The organism is Salmonella sp. SAL04162 (genome assembly GCF_046551535.1).
Taxonomy (GTDB): domain Bacteria; phylum Pseudomonadota; class Gammaproteobacteria; order Enterobacterales; family Enterobacteriaceae; genus Salmonella; species Salmonella enterica.
Window position 1 is genome coordinate 46,056 of sequence record NZ_JBGDVX010000003.1, and the last position, 17,077, is coordinate 63,132.

12 protein-coding genes are annotated in these 17,077 nt (G+C 54.0%); 7 read left to right on the forward strand and 5 right to left on the reverse strand.

All coding sequences use genetic code 11. The features are described from left to right. Positions 1-21 precede the first annotated feature (21 nt). The 5 genes from ACLJRH_RS07200 to ppiA all read right to left on the reverse strand — a co-directional run bounded on the left by ACLJRH_RS07200 (position 22) and on the right by ppiA (position 3,365). Positions 22-1,239, reverse strand: a complete 1,218-nt coding sequence (locus ACLJRH_RS07200; protein ID WP_001582879.1) for an aspartate aminotransferase family protein — start codon at positions 1,237-1,239, stop codon at positions 22-24. A gap of 85 nt (positions 1,240-1,324) precedes the next feature. Then, a complete protein-coding gene (gene pabA / locus ACLJRH_RS07205) occupies positions 1,325-1,888 on the reverse strand; it encodes an aminodeoxychorismate synthase component 2 (protein ID WP_000601879.1) in 564 nt (187 codons plus the stop codon). Between the two features lie 31 nt (positions 1,889-1,919). After that, on the reverse strand, positions 1,920-2,522 hold the full coding sequence (locus ACLJRH_RS07210; RefSeq protein WP_001280675.1) for a putative adenosine monophosphate-protein transferase Fic: 603 nt from the start codon (positions 2,520-2,522) through the stop codon (positions 1,920-1,922). Beyond that, positions 2,512-2,679 (reverse strand): YhfG family protein, encoded by a 168-nt coding sequence (locus ACLJRH_RS07215; RefSeq protein WP_001519136.1) that lies wholly within the window; start codon positions 2,677-2,679, stop codon positions 2,512-2,514. Before ACLJRH_RS07215 ends, ACLJRH_RS07210 begins: the two co-directional genes overlap by 11 nt. A gap of 113 nt (positions 2,680-2,792) precedes the next feature. Then, entirely contained in the window at positions 2,793-3,365 is a 573-nt protein-coding gene (ppiA, locus tag ACLJRH_RS07220) for a peptidylprolyl isomerase A (RefSeq protein WP_000920478.1), read from the reverse strand. Positions 3,366-3,641: 276 nt separating this feature from the next. On the opposite strand from ppiA, the gene tsgA reads away from it, so the two are divergent. From tsgA to ACLJRH_RS07255, 7 genes are all read left to right on the forward strand, one after another. Next, positions 3,642-4,823 (forward strand): MFS transporter TsgA, encoded by a 1,182-nt coding sequence (gene tsgA / locus ACLJRH_RS07225; protein ID WP_023136945.1) that lies wholly within the window; start codon positions 3,642-3,644, stop codon positions 4,821-4,823. 319 nt (positions 4,824-5,142) lie between these two features. Continuing rightward, positions 5,143-7,686 (forward strand): NADPH-nitrite reductase large subunit, encoded by a 2,544-nt coding sequence (gene nirB, locus ACLJRH_RS07230; RefSeq protein WP_023136944.1) that lies wholly within the window; start codon positions 5,143-5,145, stop codon positions 7,684-7,686. Then, entirely contained in the window at positions 7,683-8,009 is a 327-nt protein-coding gene (gene nirD / locus ACLJRH_RS07235; protein WP_000084819.1) for a nitrite reductase small subunit NirD, read from the forward strand. Before nirB ends, nirD begins: the two co-directional genes overlap by 4 nt. Before the next feature lie 264 nt (positions 8,010-8,273). Beyond that, entirely contained in the window at positions 8,274-9,083 is an 810-nt protein-coding gene (gene nirC, locus ACLJRH_RS07240; RefSeq protein ID WP_000493571.1) for a nitrite transporter NirC, read from the forward strand. 11 nt (positions 9,084-9,094) lie between these two features. After that, a complete protein-coding gene (gene cysG, locus ACLJRH_RS07245) occupies positions 9,095-10,468 on the forward strand; it encodes a siroheme synthase CysG (RefSeq protein ID WP_000349904.1) in 1,374 nt (457 codons plus the stop codon). A 327-nt stretch (positions 10,469-10,795) separates the two neighbouring features. Then, a complete protein-coding gene (locus ACLJRH_RS07250; protein WP_371063583.1) occupies positions 10,796-16,681 on the forward strand; it encodes an autotransporter adhesin BigA in 5,886 nt (1,961 codons plus the stop codon). Positions 16,682-16,874: 193 nt separating this feature from the next. Next, entirely contained in the window at positions 16,875-17,045 is a 171-nt protein-coding gene (locus ACLJRH_RS07255) for a YhfL family protein (RefSeq protein WP_000472323.1), read from the forward strand. Positions 17,046-17,077 lie beyond the last annotated feature (32 nt).

Sequence of the window (17,077 nt, forward strand, 5' to 3'; positions counted from 1 at the left end):
CGCTTATCCGGCAATCCGCCATCAGGCCACCACCTTCCCTACCGCCTGCGCAAAGCGCTGCATTCCTTCATTGATATCCGCCTCTTCCACCACCAGCGATGGGGCAAAACGCATCACGTCGGCTCCGGCATTGAGCACCATCACGCCAGCCTCCGCGCCTGCGTACAGAAAATCGCGCGCCCGACCTTTGTACTTCGGCTTCAGTTCCGCGCCAATCAGCAGCCCCATGCCGCGAATATCGCTGAAAATGTCAAATTGCTCGTCAATCGCCTGCAAATGTTGCACAAACTGTTGCCGCTTAGTGTGAATGCCTTGTAGTACCTCTGGCGTATTAATAATATCGAATGCCGCGCCAGCCACCGCACAGGCTAGCGGATTGCCGCCATAGGTTGAACCGTGCGAACCGACATGGAAGGCCGAGGCGATTTCCTGCGTGGTCAGCATGGCGCTCACCGGAAAACCGCCGCCTAACGCTTTGGCGCTGGTGAGGATATCCGGCGTGACGCCGTAGTGCATATAGGCAAACAGGTCTCCGGTGCGCCCCATCCCGCACTGTACTTCATCAAACACCAGCAACGCCTGATGCTCGTCACACAGGTCGCGTAACCCTTTGAGGAATTCCGGTGTAGCCGCCTGCACGCCGCCTTCACCCTGAATCGGCTCGACCACCACCGCGCAGGTGTGGTCATCCATTACCGCTTTCACCGCATGGAGATCGTTGAAGGGAACGTGAACAATATCGGCGGGTTTCGGCCCAAAGCCGTCGGAATATTTTGGCTGCCCGCCGACAGAGACGGTAAACAAGGAACGGCCATGAAAGGCGTTATGGAAGGCAATGATTTTCGTTTTGAACGGGCTATGGCGCACGCAGGCATAATGACGCGCCAGTTTAAAAGCGGTTTCGTTCGCTTCGGTGCCGGAATTCATAAACAGCACGCGCTCGGCAAACGTGGCGTCGATCAGTTTACGTCCCAGACGCAACGCCGGTTCATTGGTAAAAACGTTACTGGTATGCCACAAGGTTTCCCCCTGGGATTTCAGCGCCTCGACCAGTGCCGGATGGCAATGGCCCAGCGCAGTCACTGCAATCCCGCCGGCGAAATCGATATACTCTTTGCCCTGCTGATCCCATACGCGGCTGCCTTTACCTTTGACCGGAATAAAGTCCGCCGGTGCATAAACAGGCAGAATCACCTCATCAAAAGTTGCGCGCGTAATAGCCGTTTGTTCAGTTGCCATATCATTACCACCCGGTTAAGTAGAAATGCCAGTGAAATTATAATCACAAAATATGAATAAAAAATCACTCAATAGCAACCACAAATCAACGCCGGAGGAAATTTTCCAGCAGAGCGTGTCCTTGTTCGCTGAGAATACTTTCCGGGTGGAACTGCACGCCTTCCAGATCCCACTCGCGGTGGCGAATGCCCATAATCTCCTGCGTTTCACTCCAGGCGGTGATCTCAAAACACTCTGGCAACGTGGCAGGGTCGACAATCAGCGAGTGGTAACGTGTCACGGTTAACGGGCTGGGCAATCCCCGAAACACGCCCTGTCCATTATGCGTAACAGGTGACGTTTTACCGTGCATCACTTTCGCTGCCCGCACCACCGACGCGCCAAAGGCCTGCGCCATCGCCTGATGACCCAGGCAAACGCCCAGCATCGGAATACGTCCGGCATAATGGCGGATAACCGCCAGTGAAATGCCAGCGTCATTTGGCGTACAGGGGCCAGGAGAGATAACGATTTTTTGCGGGTTCAAAGCGTCAATGTGCGCCAGCGTCAGCGCATCATTGCGCCGGACCTGCACTTCCGCGCCCAGTTCACAAAAATACTGGTAGAGGTTCCAGGTAAAGGAATCATAGTTATCGATAAGCAGGATCATGGCGGCTCCGGGTCAGTAGAACCGCACTATTTTACTCAGTTTCGCGAGCTTCGCTTATCGCTTTCTGAAAAATCGCCTGCAAAGCGGAGAGATCGCCCATCGCGCCGCTCTGGTTCGCCTGCTTCCATGTTTCAACCGCAATACCTTGCCAACTCAGCGCGTAGCCTGCATGTAGCGCCAGCTGTTCAAAGAAGATGCGCTGCGCCAGCCCGCTCCCCAAACGAAACGGATGAAGCACGTTAATTTCACAGTAGTAATGCGCCAGCCGCTCGACAAACTTCTCGTGCGCCAGACCGACCAGATAGCCCTCTTCTTCCAGATCCTGCATCAGAGCGTTGCCCTCTTTTTCGATATAGGCAAAGTGGCAAAAACGGGTATCGCCCTGGTAAATATCGACCTCCCGCAATTGCCCTGCCCAGTCGAAAATATCCTGATAGAGCTGGCGATGAATCGCGCACAGATGAGGCAAGCCGCGTACCAGCGGCCCCAGTTCAATCGTGGCGGCGCGGAGCGCGGTCATTTCATATGCCGCTTGCGCCAGTCGCTGGGCCTGATGAATCCCCAGCCGATTACGCATCACATTCAGCCCCGGATAGAGGTACGGATCGCGCCCTTCGCCAAATTTATCGCTCATAGTGCCTCCGAAGCTCGTCAAGACGTGCCAGCGCTTCATCGGCGGTTAGGGTTACTAAGGGGATCTCAATACCTTCGAGACGGCGGCTTTGCTGGAAGTTAACGTTGCGCCGCTGTTCCCAAAAGCGTGACTTTTGTTTATCGGTAAGTTTCTTCACCTGGCCTCCCTGAATATGTCTGTGCTTGACCACAAGTATAAGCAGCAATTTCAGGTTACGCTGAGACAGGGAGAAAACGCGGGCGGCTCGCACCCGCGCAGTCATATTTTATTTTATGGCAGGACTTTCGCGGAAAGGATAACGACTGGTTTTGTCGGCACATTCTGATAAGGCCCGACATCGTGCGTCGGTACCTGTGAGATTTTATCGGCGACATCCATACCTTTTACCACTTTTCCAAATACCGCATAGCCAAAGTCGCGCTGGCCGTGGTCGAGAAAAGCGTTATCCGCGACGTTAATAAAGAACTGGCTGGTGGCGCTGTCTTTATCTGCGGTGCGCGCCATCGCGATCGTGCCGCGAGTATTACGCAGACCGTTGTCGGCTTCATTCTTAATCGGCGGATTCGGTTTCTTCTGCTGCATCTGCTCGTTAAAACCACCGCCCTGAATCATGAAGCCAGGAATAACGCGGTGAAACGTAGTGTTGTTATAGAAACCACTGTTGACGTAATCGACAAAGTTTTTCACAGAAACCGGCGCTTTCTGGCTGTTCAGCTCCAGCTCAATATTCCCGGCGGAGGTGGTTAACAGCACATGAGGATCGCCTTTTGCTGCCAACGCTGCGGGAGAAAGAGCAGAAAGAGCGAAAACAGCTGCGACAGCCGCCAGAGTCGATTTGAGCATGAGATTTCCTTAAAGAGAGCAGAAATAAAGCAAGTGGAATGATTTTAAAGAGCCTTCCTGGGCCAGGCCAGCCCTTTACCTAATTTTACGTATATGAAACAAATGTAACGTTACGACGCAACGCCGTATTCTTGCAATATGATGTGACAAACATCACATTAAAAAATGTAATGAACATTACTATCACTAATAATTATTTAAATTCATCACAAAAGCGCCTAAAATCTGCCCGCTTAACGCGCCCTCCACGCGCTTCACTTCTCTTCAAGGCCAGACATGACTAACAGCAACCGCATCAAGCTCACATGGATCAGCTTTCTTTCCTACGCCCTGACCGGGGCGCTGGTGATTGTCACCGGGATGGTGATGGGAAATATCGCAGACTATTTTCAGCTGCCCGTTTCCAGCATGAGTAATACCTTTACTTTCCTGAACGCCGGGATTTTGATCTCGATCTTCCTCAATGCGTGGCTGATGGAAATCATCCCGCTGAAAACACAGCTACGCTTTGGTTTTATCCTGATGGTACTGGCGGTGGCCGGGCTGATGTTCAGCCACAGCCTGGCGTTGTTCTCAGCGGCGATGTTTGTGCTGGGGCTGGTCAGCGGGATCACCATGTCGATTGGCACCTTCCTGATTACGCAACTGTATGAAGGGCGTCAGCGCGGTTCCCGACTGCTGTTTACCGACTCCTTCTTCAGCATGGCGGGGATGATTTTTCCTATGGTCGCCGCCTTCCTGCTGGCGCGTAGTATTGAGTGGTACTGGGTCTACGCCTGCATCGGCCTGGTCTACCTGGCGATTTTCATCCTGACCTTCGGCTGTGAATTTCCGGCGCTGGGTAAACATGCGCAGCACTCTCAGGCGCCTGTCGTCAAAGAAAAATGGGGCATTGGCGTACTGTTTCTCGCCGTCGCCGCGCTGTGCTATATCCTCGGTCAATTGGGCTTTATCTCCTGGGTGCCGGAATACGCCAAAGGCCTCGGCATGAGCCTGAATGACGCCGGGGCGCTGGTGAGTGATTTCTGGATGTCCTATATGTTCGGCATGTGGGCGTTCAGCTTTATCCTGCGCTTTTTCGATCTGCAACGCATCCTGACCGTACTGGCGGGTATAGCGGCGGTCCTGATGTATCTGTTTATTACCGGCACGCAGGCGCATATGCCGTGGTTTATTCTGACGCTGGGCTTCTTCTCCAGCGCCATTTATACCTCCATCATTACGCTGGGATCGCAGCAAACGAAAGTGGCCTCGCCTAAGCTGGTTAACTTTATTCTGACCTGCGGCACCATCGGAACGATGCTGACCTTCGTCGTCACCGGCCCGATTGTGGCGCACAGCGGTCCACAGGCGGCGTTACTCACCGCGAATGGTCTGTATGCGGTGGTCTTTGTGATGTGCTTTGCGCTCGGCTTTGTATCCCGTCATCGTCAGCATAGTTCGCCAGCGGCGCATTGATAATGATTGCCGGATGGCGACGCGATGCGTCTTATCCGGCCTACAGCGTAAGCTGTTGGTAGGCCGGATAAGGCGACGTCGCCCTCCGGCACTCTATCCCCCCCTCCTGACGAGGTAGGCCTGTTGGTCTAAAAACCCCTCATTTTGTATTTTATTTGTACAAACCTGAAAAGCCTGACAATTCCGCCACTTATAAAAATCCAGACAAATCAGCCATATACCCATTAAGAGGTATATAAAGGTGAATTTGATTTACATCAATAAGCGGGGTTGCTGAATCGTTAAGGTAGGCGGTAATAGAAAAGAAATCGAGGCAAAAATGAGCAAAGTCAGACTCGCTATTATCGGTAATGGTATGGTCGGCCACCGCTTTATTGAGGATCTCCTTGATAAATCCGACGCTAGCCTGTTCGACATTACCGTGTTCTGTGAAGAACCCCGTAAAGCCTATGACCGTGTCCACTTATCATCCTACTTCTCTCACCACACCGCGGAAGAGCTCTCTCTGGTGCGTGAAGGATTTTACGAGAAGCACGGCGTGAAGGTACTGGTTGGCGAACGCGCAATTACCATTAACCGTCAGGAGAAAGTGATTCACTCCAGCGCGGGTCGTACCGTTTATTATGACAAGCTGATCATGGCGACCGGTTCATATCCGTGGATTCCGCCGATTAAAGGCTCCGAAACCCAGGATTGCTTCGTTTACCGTACCATTGAAGACCTCAACGCTATCGAAGCCTGCGCCCGTCGCAGCAAGCGCGGGGCGGTGGTCGGCGGCGGTCTGCTGGGACTGGAAGCCGCTGGCGCGCTGAAAAACCTCGGCGTGGAAACGCACGTCATTGAATTTGCGCCAATGCTGATGGCGGAACAGCTCGATCAGATGGGCGGCGAGCAGCTACGTCGCAAGATCGAAAGCATGGGCGTGCGTGTACACACCAGTAAAAACACGCAAGAGATTGTTCAGCAGGGTAACGAAGCGCGTAAGACTATGCGTTTTGCCGACGGCAGCGAGCTGGAAGTCGATTTTATCGTCTTCTCTACCGGTATTCGCCCACGCGACAAGCTGGCTACCCAGTGCGGTCTGGCCGTCGCGCAGCGCGGCGGGATCGTGATTAACGACACCTGCCAGACGTCCGACCCGGATATCTACGCTATCGGCGAGTGCGCCAGTTGGAACAACCGCGTTTACGGTCTGGTAGCACCGGGCTATAAAATGGCCCAGGTCGCCGTTGACCATATCCTCGGCAGTGAAAACGCCTTTGAAGGGGCGGATCTCAGCGCCAAGCTGAAGCTGCTGGGCGTGGACGTCGGCGGCATCGGCGACGCGCATGGCCGCACGCCGGGCGCGCGTAGCTACGTTTACCTCGATGAAAGCAAAGAAGTCTACAAACGTCTTATTGTCAGCGAAGATAACAAAACGCTGCTCGGCGCAGTACTGGTCGGCGACACCAGCGATTACGGCAATTTGCTGCAACTGGTACTGAACGCCATCGAACTGCCGGAAAACCCGGATTCGCTGATCCTGCCGTCGCACGCGGGTAGTGGTAAACCCTCTATCGGCGTGGATAAACTGCCGGACAGCGCGCAGATCTGCTCCTGCTTCGATGTGACTAAAGGCGATCTGATCGCCGCTATCAATAAAGGCTGTCATACCGTGGCGGCGCTGAAAGCGGAAACCAAAGCCGGAACCGGCTGCGGCGGCTGCATCCCGCTGGTGACGCAGGTACTGAACGCCGAACTGGCGAAACAGGGTATTGAAGTCAACAACAACCTGTGCGAGCACTTTGCTTATTCTCGTCAGGAACTGTTCCACTTAATCCGCGTGGAAGGCATTAAAACCTTTGAAGAACTGCTGGCGAAACACGGTAAAGGCTACGGCTGCGAAGTGTGTAAGCCGACCGTCGGTTCGCTGCTGGCGTCGTGCTGGAACGAATACATCCTCAAGCCGCAGCACACGCCGCTACAGGATACTAACGACAACTTCCTGGCGAATATCCAGAAAGACGGTACTTACTCGGTGATCCCGCGCTCCGCTGGCGGTGAAATCACCCCGGAAGGTCTGGTGGCCGTGGGTCGTATCGCCCGCGAGTTTAACCTCTATACCAAAATTACCGGTTCTCAGCGTATCGGTCTGTTTGGCGCGCAAAAAGACGATCTGCCGGAAATCTGGCGTCAACTGATTGAAGCGGGCTTCGAAACCGGTCACGCGTACGCCAAAGCGCTGCGGATGGCGAAAACCTGCGTCGGCAGCACCTGGTGCCGCTACGGCGTGGGCGACAGCGTCGGTTTCGGCGTGGAGCTGGAAAACCGCTACAAAGGCATTCGTACCCCGCACAAGATGAAGTTCGGCGTCTCCGGCTGTACCCGTGAATGTGCGGAAGCGCAGGGTAAAGATGTGGGTATCATCGCCACTGAGAAAGGCTGGAACCTGTACGTTTGCGGTAACGGCGGCATGAAACCTCGTCATGCGGATCTGCTGGCAGCCGATCTCGATCGCAACACGCTGCTCAAGTATCTCGACCGCTTTATGATGTTCTACATCCGTACCGCCGACAAACTGACCCGTACCGCGCCGTGGTTAGACAACCTGGAAGGCGGCATCGACTATCTGAAATCGGTCATCATCGACGACAAGCTGGGCCTGAACGAACATCTGGAAGAAGAGATGGCGCGCCTGCGTGCAGCGGTGGTCTGCGAGTGGACGGAGACCGTCAACACCCCATCCGCACAGGTTCGTTTCAAACACTTTATCAACAGCGACAAGCGCGACCCAAATGTTCAGGTTGTGCCGGAACGCGAACAGCATCGTCCGGCCACGCCGTATGAACGTATCCCGGTCACTCTGGTGGAGGAAAACGCATGAGCCAGTGGCAAAACATCTGCAAAATCGATGACATTCTGCCGGGAACCGGCGTCTGCGCGCTGTCAGGCACTGAACAAGTCGCGATTTTCCGTCCTTACCATAGCGATCAGGTATTCGCGATCAGCAACATCGACCCGTTCTTTGAGGCCAGTGTGCTGTCTCGTGGACTGATTGCGGAACACCAGGGCGAACTGTGGGTCGCCAGCCCGTTGAAGAAACAGCGCTTTCGCCTGAGCGATGGTTTGTGCATGGAAGACGAACAGTTTTCTGTGAAACATTACGACGCGCGGGTAAAAGACGGCGTGGTGCAGTTGCGCGGTTAATTATTTTTGGGAGGCGCAACGCCTCCCCTTTTTTGTATTTTTTTCATTTTAATTGTTATCACAAAATCATTTGTACTGCATCGCGGCGGCAACTGAGCAACAAATTCGTCAGGAACGAATTTGAACAGCCGCTGGCTGCCTTCGGTGAGGGACAAGGATGTCCCTCATTAATCCCCAGGAGCATAGTTCACTATGTGACTGGGGTGAGCGAGGGCAGCCAACAAAGAGGCAGTGCAAAGGATGAAGTGAGAAAAGGATAATCAAATGTTTACAGACACTATCAATAAGTGTGCGGCTAACGCTGCGCGCATCGCACGCCTGTCGGCGAATAATCCGCTCGGCTTCTGGGTCAGTTCGGCAATGGCCGGGGCTTATGTCGGTCTCGGCATCATTCTTATTTTCACCCTCGGCAATCTGCTCGACCCGTCAGTGCGTCCTTTGGTGATGGGAGCGACCTTTGGTATCGCCTTAACGCTGGTCATCATCGCCGGTTCCGAACTGTTTACCGGCCACACCATGTTCCTGACGCTGGGCGTCAAAGCTGGCACCATCAGCCACGGTCAAATGTGGGCTATCCTGCCGCAAACCTGGCTTGGCAACCTGGTCGGCTCCGTCTTTGTCGCCCTGCTTTACAGCTGGGGCGGCGGCAGTTTGTTGCCGGTCGATACCAGCATCGTTCACTCAGTCGCGCTGGCGAAAACCACCGCGCCCGCCACGGTACTGTTCTTCAAAGGCGCGCTGTGTAACTGGCTGGTTTGTCTGGCAATCTGGATGGCGATCCGCACCGAAGGCACGGCGAAATTTCTTGCTATCTGGTGGTGCCTGCTGGCGTTTATCGCTTCCGGCTACGAGCACTCCGTCGCGAATATGACGCTGTTCGCCCTCTCCTGGTTTGGTCATCACAGCGACGCTTATACCCTGTCCGGAATCGGACACAATCTGTTGTGGGTCACTCTGGGTAATACTTTGTCCGGCGTCGTGTTCATGGGATTGGGTTATTGGTATGCTACGCCGAAATCGGAGCGTCCGGCTCCGGCAAAAATCAATCAGCCAGAGGCTGCTGCCAATAATTAAGGGGTAATGTCGTGGACCATTTGCCTATATTTTGTCAATTACGCGACCGCGACTGTCTGATCGTCGGCGGTGGCGATGTCGCAGAACGCAAAGCACGGTTATTGCTGGAAGCAGGCGCACGTTTAACGGTCAATGCGCTCACCTTTATTCCACAGTTCACCGTATGGGCAAATGAAGGCATGTTGACTCTGGTTGAGGGACCGTTCGACGAAACGCTTCTCGACTCGTGTTGGCTGGCGATCGCGGCCACCGACGACGATACCGTCAACCAGCGCGTCAGCGAAGCGGCGGAGTCACGCCGCATCTTCTGCAACGTGGTGGATGCGCCGAAAGCCGCCAGCTTTATCATGCCCTCCATTATTGACCGCTCGCCGCTCATGGTCGCCGTCTCCTCGGGCGGCACTTCCCCGGTGCTGGCGCGTCTGCTGCGCGAGAAACTGGAGTCGCTGCTGCCGCAGCATCTGGGGCAGGTCGCGCGCTACGCCGGGCAACTCCGCGCCCGAGTGAAAAAGCAGTTTGCCACGATGGGCGAACGTCGTCGCTTCTGGGAAAAATTTTTCGTCAATGACCGGCTGGCGCAGTCGCTGGCGAATGCCGATGAGAAAGCGGTTAACGCGACAACCGAACACCTGTTTAGCGAACCGCTGGATCACCGTGGCGAAGTCGTGCTGGTTGGCGCCGGGCCGGGCGATGCCGGACTGCTGACGCTGAAAGGATTACAACAAATCCAACAGGCGGATATCGTGGTTTACGATCGCCTCGTCTCCGACGACATTATGAACCTGGTACGCCGCGATGCCGATCGGGTCTTTGTGGGGAAACGCGCGGGTTACCACTGCGTCCCACAGGAGGAAATCAACCAGATCCTGCTGCGTGAAGCGCAAAAAGGTAAACGCGTGGTACGCCTGAAAGGCGGCGATCCCTTTATCTTTGGTCGCGGCGGCGAAGAGCTGGAAACGCTGTGCCATGCCGGTATTCCTTTCTCGGTCGTGCCGGGGATTACCGCGGCTTCCGGCTGCTCCGCCTACTCCGGTATTCCGCTAACCCATCGCGATTACGCCCAGAGCGTACGTCTGGTCACGGGTCACCTGAAAACCGGCGGCGAGCTGGACTGGGAAAACCTGGCGGCAGAAAAACAGACGCTGGTGTTCTACATGGGGCTTAATCAGGCAGCAACTATCCAGGAAAAACTGATCGCATTCGGTATGCAGGCCGATATGCCGGTTGCGCTGGTAGAAAACGGCACCTCCGTGAAGCAACGCGTCGTCCACGGTGTGCTGACGCAGCTCGGGGAATTAGCGCAACAGGTTGAAAGCCCGGCGCTGATTATCGTTGGCCGGGTCGTTGGTTTACGCGATAAATTAAATTGGTTCTCTAATCATTAATTAAAATAAGGCCCTGTTATTCAGGGCTTTATTTTACAACTATTCGTAACCCCAAATTATTTTTACTTAAAATTAAATTAAGCAATCCATTTTAAATACACCACGTGAATTTAAATATTAATAATATTGCGTAAAAACCCTTTTATTCGTCAAATTCCCCCATCATTCATTCACCTAATAAATAACACCGTTAAGCACTCAATTTGACCTGACCTGGTTATCGGGTGATAAAATAAACACTAAAGCATAATTTTCTTCTGGCCATTTCATCATTGCCTGTATCGCTCTCTGCATATGTTTAGTACGCAAGGAAAATATTAATTAAGGATGAACCCTATGCAAAAGAAAAAACTTATTTCTATCGCGATCGCTTTAACGCTACAAAGTTATTACATTCCGGCCATCGCCGCAGAAAATAACGATGATGAAAAAGAATGTCCCAGTAATATCTCCTCCCTGCCTAAAGAAAAACGCGCAAAACTCTCACCGACCTGCCTTGCTACATTACCTGAAAATGATAATCACTGGGGCTGGGTTGCTGGCGGCGTTGCTGCCCTGGTCGCAGGTGTGGCTATTGGCGTTGAAAATAACGGTGGCGGAGATTCTACTCATTCTTATACCCCCCCTACGCCCGATAATGGCGGCGACGTCACTCCGCCCGACGATGGCGGCAGCGTCACCCCGCCCGACGATGGCGGCAGCGTCACCCCGCCCGATGATGGCGGCAGCGTCACCCCGCCCGATGATGGCGGCGATGACGATGTCACCCCGCCCGATGATAGCGGCGATGATGATGTAACCCCGCCCGATGATAGCGGCGATGATGATGTAACCCCGCCCGATGATAGTGGCGATGACGATGTGACCCCGCCTGACGATAGCGGCGATGACGATGTGACCCCGCCCGATGATAGCGGCGATGACGATGTGACCCCGCCTGACGATAGCGGCGATGATGATGTGACCCCGCCCGATGATAGCGGCGATGACGATGTGACCCCGCCCGACGATAGCGGCGATGATGATGTGACCCCGCCCGATGATAGCGGCGATGACGATGTGACCCCGCCTGACGATAGCGGCGATGACGACGACACGCCCACAGATAATTCTGTTACTACCTTCAGCAACGGCGTCACCATCGATAAAGGCAAAGACACCCTGGCCTTCGATAGCTTCAAACTGGATAACGGCAGCGTTCTCGAGGGCGCCGTGTGGAATTATTCAGAACAGGATGACCAGTGGCAGTTGACCACCGAAGACGGCAAAACGCTGAACGTCACTGGCTGGGACGTGACTGACGCCAATGCCGCCGTGATTGAAGGCACCCAGGAAAACGGTCTCTACTGGAAGTACGACAGCCGGGGCTATCTGATTATTGCCGACGATAACACCACGGTTATCACCGGCGACGGCGAATCGCATACCTCCGATCGCGGCATGGATATCAGCGGCCAGGATCGCACCGGCGTGATTATTTCCGGCGATCGAACCGTCAACACGCTCACCGGGGACTCCAGTGTGACCGACGGTGCCACCGGCATGGTGATCTCCGGCGACGGCACCACCAACACCATTTCGGGCCATTCAACGGTAGACAACGCCATCGGCGCGCTGATTTCCGGTAATAATACCACCACCGATTTCTCCGGCGACATTACCGTGAGCGGCGGCGGCACCGCCATCATCATCGACGGCGACAACGCCACGGTTCAGAATACTGGTACCTCCAGTATCAGCGGCGCAGGTTCCACCGGCACCACCATTGACGGCAATAACGCGCGCGTCAGCAACGACGGCGATATGACCATCACCGACGGTGCCACCGGCGGCCATATTATCGGCGACAACGCGGTTATCGATAATGTCGGGGACACCACCGTCAGCGGCGCGGGGTCCGCTGCGTTGTATGTCGATGGCGATAACACGCTCATTATCAATGAAGGCGATCAGACCATCTCCGGCGGCGCGACCGGTACGCGAATTGACGGCAGTAAGGCCCGTATCGCCAATACCGGCGATATCGCAGTGGATGGCGCAGGCTCTGCCGCTGTAGTTATCAATGGCGACAACGGCAGTCTGACCCAGGCGGGCGATCTGCTGGTCACCGACGGCGCGATGGGTATCATCACCTACGGCACCGGAAATGAAGCAAAAAATACCGGTAACGCCACCGTCCGCGATCAGGACTCGGTGGGTTTTGTGGTCGCTGGCGAACAAAACGCCTTCCGCAACAAAGGGAATATTAACGTCAGCCTCAACGGCACCGGCGCGCTGGTGAGCGGCAATACGTCACAGGTTACGTTGGATGGCGATATTAACGTTATTTCCGTGCAGGACAGCGATGGCGTATTCCGCGGCGCGACGGGCGTAAACGTGAGCGGCGACAGCAACACCGTCAATATCGCTGGCAACGTGAATATGAGCGCTGAGTTCGAGCAAAATTCTTTGATCGCCGGCGATACCCCGCTAACCGGCGTCACCGTTAACGGCGCCAACAACGATATCACCCTTGATGGCACATTTGACATCAACGTCGGCGATCTGTCGACAGTCAGTGGACAAGCGTTGAGCGTTATCGGTCTGAACGTTACGGGCGAGGGTAACAACGTAGATATCCGCGGCGGTATTAGCATTACCCATAGCCAGAATACGGATGGCTCGGTCAGCATCGTCACAGGCATCAATCTCAACGGCGACAGCGAAGTTACGCTAAGCGGTCAGTCCACAATAGATACAGCCACCATGATAGGAGGCGCTGTCACACTGGCCAAGGTCAGCAACGGCGGTTCTCTGATTCTGGATGACAATTCAATCATTGATATTAATGTCAATTATATAGATGTTAGCGCTTCCATTAACAATGCGCTATTAGTCGCTAACGGAGAAAATTCATCAATTGCGAACCAGGGCGATATCACAAGCCACGGCGTCTATTCCATTATGCGCGTCGACAATGGCGCAACTATCGGCAACAGCGGTGAGATCCTGGTTTACGCAACCAGTAACGGCGGCGGCGACGATCGTACTGCCGTTGCCCGCGCCGACGACGCAGGTTCAGTAATTCATAACCAATCTGGCGGTGATATCACCATCATATCTGACCAGCAACCTGTAAAATATAAAGGTTTTTCCTTTTTCCCGCTGAAATGGTACAACCATACCTTCTATGCAATGCTCGCCTCTGGATATGGCGATGTTGTCAATGATAAAGACGCCGCCATCCATTTGCAGGGCGCAGGCGTATATGGCGTTAGCGCCATCAAAGGAGCGGCGCTAAACGCAGGCGATATTTATCTGGATGGTTTTGTCCCGACGCTGGACGATGAAGGTGATATTACCAGCACAAGCTACTGGCATCCGTCATCGCTCTATCTCACCAGTGCAGGTATGGTCGCAGGCTCAACTGATGGCGGTGACGGCGACGCCACAGCCACCAATACCGGCACCATTAACGTTAATAACGCCGGGTTCGGCATGATGGCGCTCAATGGCGGCACCGCCATTAACCAGGGCACCATTAATCTCACCGCCGATGAGGGCGTCACCAAAATTGATGATAACCAGCTGGTCGGCATGGCGGCGCTCAACGGCGGGACCGTCATCAACGATACCACTGGCACCATCAATATCGATGCCAGCTATGGCAAGCCATTTTATGCTGATGACAGCAGCGTTGTCGTTAACTACGGCACAATCTGTGTTGCTGACTCTTGCCAAAACAGTAGTCAGTATAATCCCACGGACCCGATGGTTTCTTTCGCTTATAACGATGGGCTTCTCTCCGCTTATGGAGAGAATATTAAATTAAACAACAATATACTCATTCTCGGTGATGTGGGTAATGAAGGCGCAGTAGCAACCGAGAAAGTTAACGTCACTGACAGTGGATACCTCACCAACAGCGCCAGTGGCGAAATTACCAGCTTCGTCGTCGCGGAGAATGGAGGGAAAATTGATAACCGCGGCAAAATTACCTCTGTTGACGTTGAAGAGGGCGGGACGTTAACCAACAGTGGCGACATTAGCGACACGTTAACCGTGGGAGGTGGCGCAAGCGCCATCAACAGCGCCACGGGTTCTGTCAATCACATCGATATGTGGAAAGGCTCGCTGGATAACCAAGGATATATTGGCACTCTGATACTGCAAAACACCTCCGGGGCGGTAAGCAATACAGGTGTTATTGATGTTGTGAATTTTAAAGCCGCGACCGTATTCAATAATAATGGCACAGTGAACGATCTGGCTGTCGCCAGCGGTGCAACTGTGAATAACCTGAGCGGCGGTGTGGTCAGCATACCCGAACAAATGTGGAAAGGGACGCTGAATAACTGGGGCGAAGTAAACGGCACGATGGATATCGCCAACGGTACCTTTACCTTCTATAACGCCGGGACATTCAATGGCAACATCAAGACCGCCAGCGCCAAGGGAGGAATGGTAGAAAACGATGGCGTGATTAACGTAACCGGTAATAATGTCGTCGCCATGTCAGCCTCCGGCAGCGCCAAAATGGTGAATAACGGGGAAATTAACCTGGGAACAAAGGGTACGACCGACACTGGCATGATCGGAATGCAGCTTGAGTCCAATGCCAGCAGTTCCGCCGTCATTGAAAACAACGGCACCATCAATATCTACGCCAGTAATTCGTATGCATTCAGCCAGTTGGGCAGCAATGGCCATATCGTCAACAACGGTACGGTCTATATTGATGACAGCGTAACCGGCTCCGGCTTTATCAAGCAGAGCGGTAAAACCATCGAAGGCAGCGGTGAAAACGGCGACGGTACGGAAGTGCATTATGTTGACTTCATTGCGCCAACGGAACCGACCATTAACGATGGCATGGCGACCGTGACAACCGGCGACAGCGCAGGCTCATCCACCACCAACAACCTGTCCGGCTACGTGGTCGGCACCAGCGCCGACGGCAGCGCCGGTAAGCTCAAGGTCAGCAACGCCAGCATGAACGGCGTGGAAATCAACACCGGCTTTGCCGCAGGTACCGCCGACACCACCGTCAGCTTCGACAACGTGGTCGAAGGCAGCAACCTGTCTGACGCCGGCGCTATCCAGTCCACCACCGTGGTGTGGAACGCACAGGGAAGCCAGGACAGCGACGGCAACGTTGACGTCACGATGACCAAAAACGCCTATGCCGATGTGGCGACCGACGCCAGCGTCTCCGGCGTGGCGAGTGCGCTCGACGCCGGTTACACCAACAACGAGCTGTATACCAGCCTCAACGTTGGCACCACCGCCGAACTGAACAACGCCCTGAAACAGGTCAGCGGCGCTCAGGCCACCACCGTGTTCCGCGAAGCGCGCATCCTCAGTAACCGCTTTAACATGCTGGCCGACGCGGCCCCGCAGATTAAAGACGGCCTGGCGTTTAACGTAGTGGCGAAAGGCGACCCGCGCGCTGAACTGGGCAACGACACTCAGTACGACATGCTGGCGCTGCGCCAGAAGCTGGATTTGACCACAAGCCAGAATCTGACGCTGGAGTACGGTATTGCGCGTCTGGATGGCGACGGTTCGAAAACCGCGGGCGATAACGGCCTGACCGGCGGCTACAGTCAGTTCTTCGGCCTGAAGCACAGCATGGCGTTTGATGAAGGTCTGGCGTGGAATAACAGCCTGCGTTATGACGTGCATAACCTGGACAGCAGTCGCTCCGTCTCGTATGGCGACACCAACAAGGTGGCGGATTCCGACGTACGTCAGCAGTACCTTGAGTTCCGCAGCGAAGGGGCAAAAACCTTCACTCTGATGAGTGATACGCTGAAAGTCACGCCGTATGCCGGGGTGAAATTCCGTCACACCAAGGAAGATGGCTACAAAGAGCGCAGCGCCGGAGATTTTAACCTGTCCATGAATTCTGGCAACGAAACGGCGGTAGACTCTCTTGTCGGCCTGAAGCTGGATTACGCCGGGAAAGACGGCTGGAGCGCCACCGCTACCCTGGAAGGCGGCCCGAACCTGAGCTACAGCAAGAGCCAGCGTACAGCGTCATTACAGGGTGCGGCGGGTCAATCGTTCGGCATAGATGACGGTCAAAAAGGCGGCGGCGTTAATGGCCTGGCAACCATCGGCGTGAAATATAGCAGCAATGATACCGCGCTACATCTGGATGCGTACCAGTGGAAAGAAGACAGTATCAGCGATAAAGGCTTTATGCTTAACGTTAAGAAAACATTTCGTTAAATAAACAACATTATATAACACTAATACAGGCCGCTTATTATTAAGCGGCCTTTTTTAAATCAGATTTCCAGGTAAAGATGAAGTCCTTATTTGGACTACCTGCATGGTTTATTAATTGCTATCGTACTATACGCTAAATAGATCTTATATTTATTCCACCATTAGTGTTCGTTTTATCAACAAGGATTTTGACATGTTCAAATTTGTAAAAATTGCCGTTGTGGCAGGGGTTCTGGCAACGCTCACCGCCTGTACTGGTCATATCGAAAACAAAAAAAACAACTGCAGCTACGATTATTTGCTGCACCCTGCAATTTCTATTTCTAAAATTATTGGTGGTTGCGGCCCGGCTGCCGATCAATAATAGAAACGACTGCGCAGATACAAAAAAACCGG

What these genes read in the sequence shown, in the direction of transcription:
- ACLJRH_RS07200 (WP_001582879.1), bottom strand. Translation starts at nt 1,239, where the DNA reads ATGGCAACTGAACAAACGGCTATTACGCGCGCAACTTTTGATGAGGTG.
- pabA (WP_000601879.1), bottom strand. Translation starts at nt 1,888, where the DNA reads ATGATCCTGCTTATCGATAACTATGATTCCTTTACCTGGAACCTCTAC.
- ACLJRH_RS07210 (WP_001280675.1), bottom strand. Translation starts at nt 2,522, where the DNA reads ATGAGCGATAAATTTGGCGAAGGGCGCGATCCGTACCTCTATCCGGGG.
- ppiA (WP_000920478.1), bottom strand. Translation starts at nt 3,365, where the DNA reads ATGCTCAAATCGACTCTGGCGGCTGTCGCAGCTGTTTTCGCTCTTTCT.
- tsgA (WP_023136945.1), top strand. Translation starts at nt 3,642, where the DNA reads ATGACTAACAGCAACCGCATCAAGCTCACATGGATCAGCTTTCTTTCC.
- nirB (WP_023136944.1), top strand. Translation starts at nt 5,143, where the DNA reads ATGAGCAAAGTCAGACTCGCTATTATCGGTAATGGTATGGTCGGCCAC.
- nirD (WP_000084819.1), top strand. Translation starts at nt 7,683, where the DNA reads ATGAGCCAGTGGCAAAACATCTGCAAAATCGATGACATTCTGCCGGGA.
- nirC (WP_000493571.1), top strand. Translation starts at nt 8,274, where the DNA reads ATGTTTACAGACACTATCAATAAGTGTGCGGCTAACGCTGCGCGCATC.
- ACLJRH_RS07250 (WP_371063583.1), top strand. Translation starts at nt 10,796, where the DNA reads ATGAACCCTATGCAAAAGAAAAAACTTATTTCTATCGCGATCGCTTTA.
- ACLJRH_RS07255 (WP_000472323.1), top strand. Translation starts at nt 16,875, where the DNA reads ATGTTCAAATTTGTAAAAATTGCCGTTGTGGCAGGGGTTCTGGCAACG.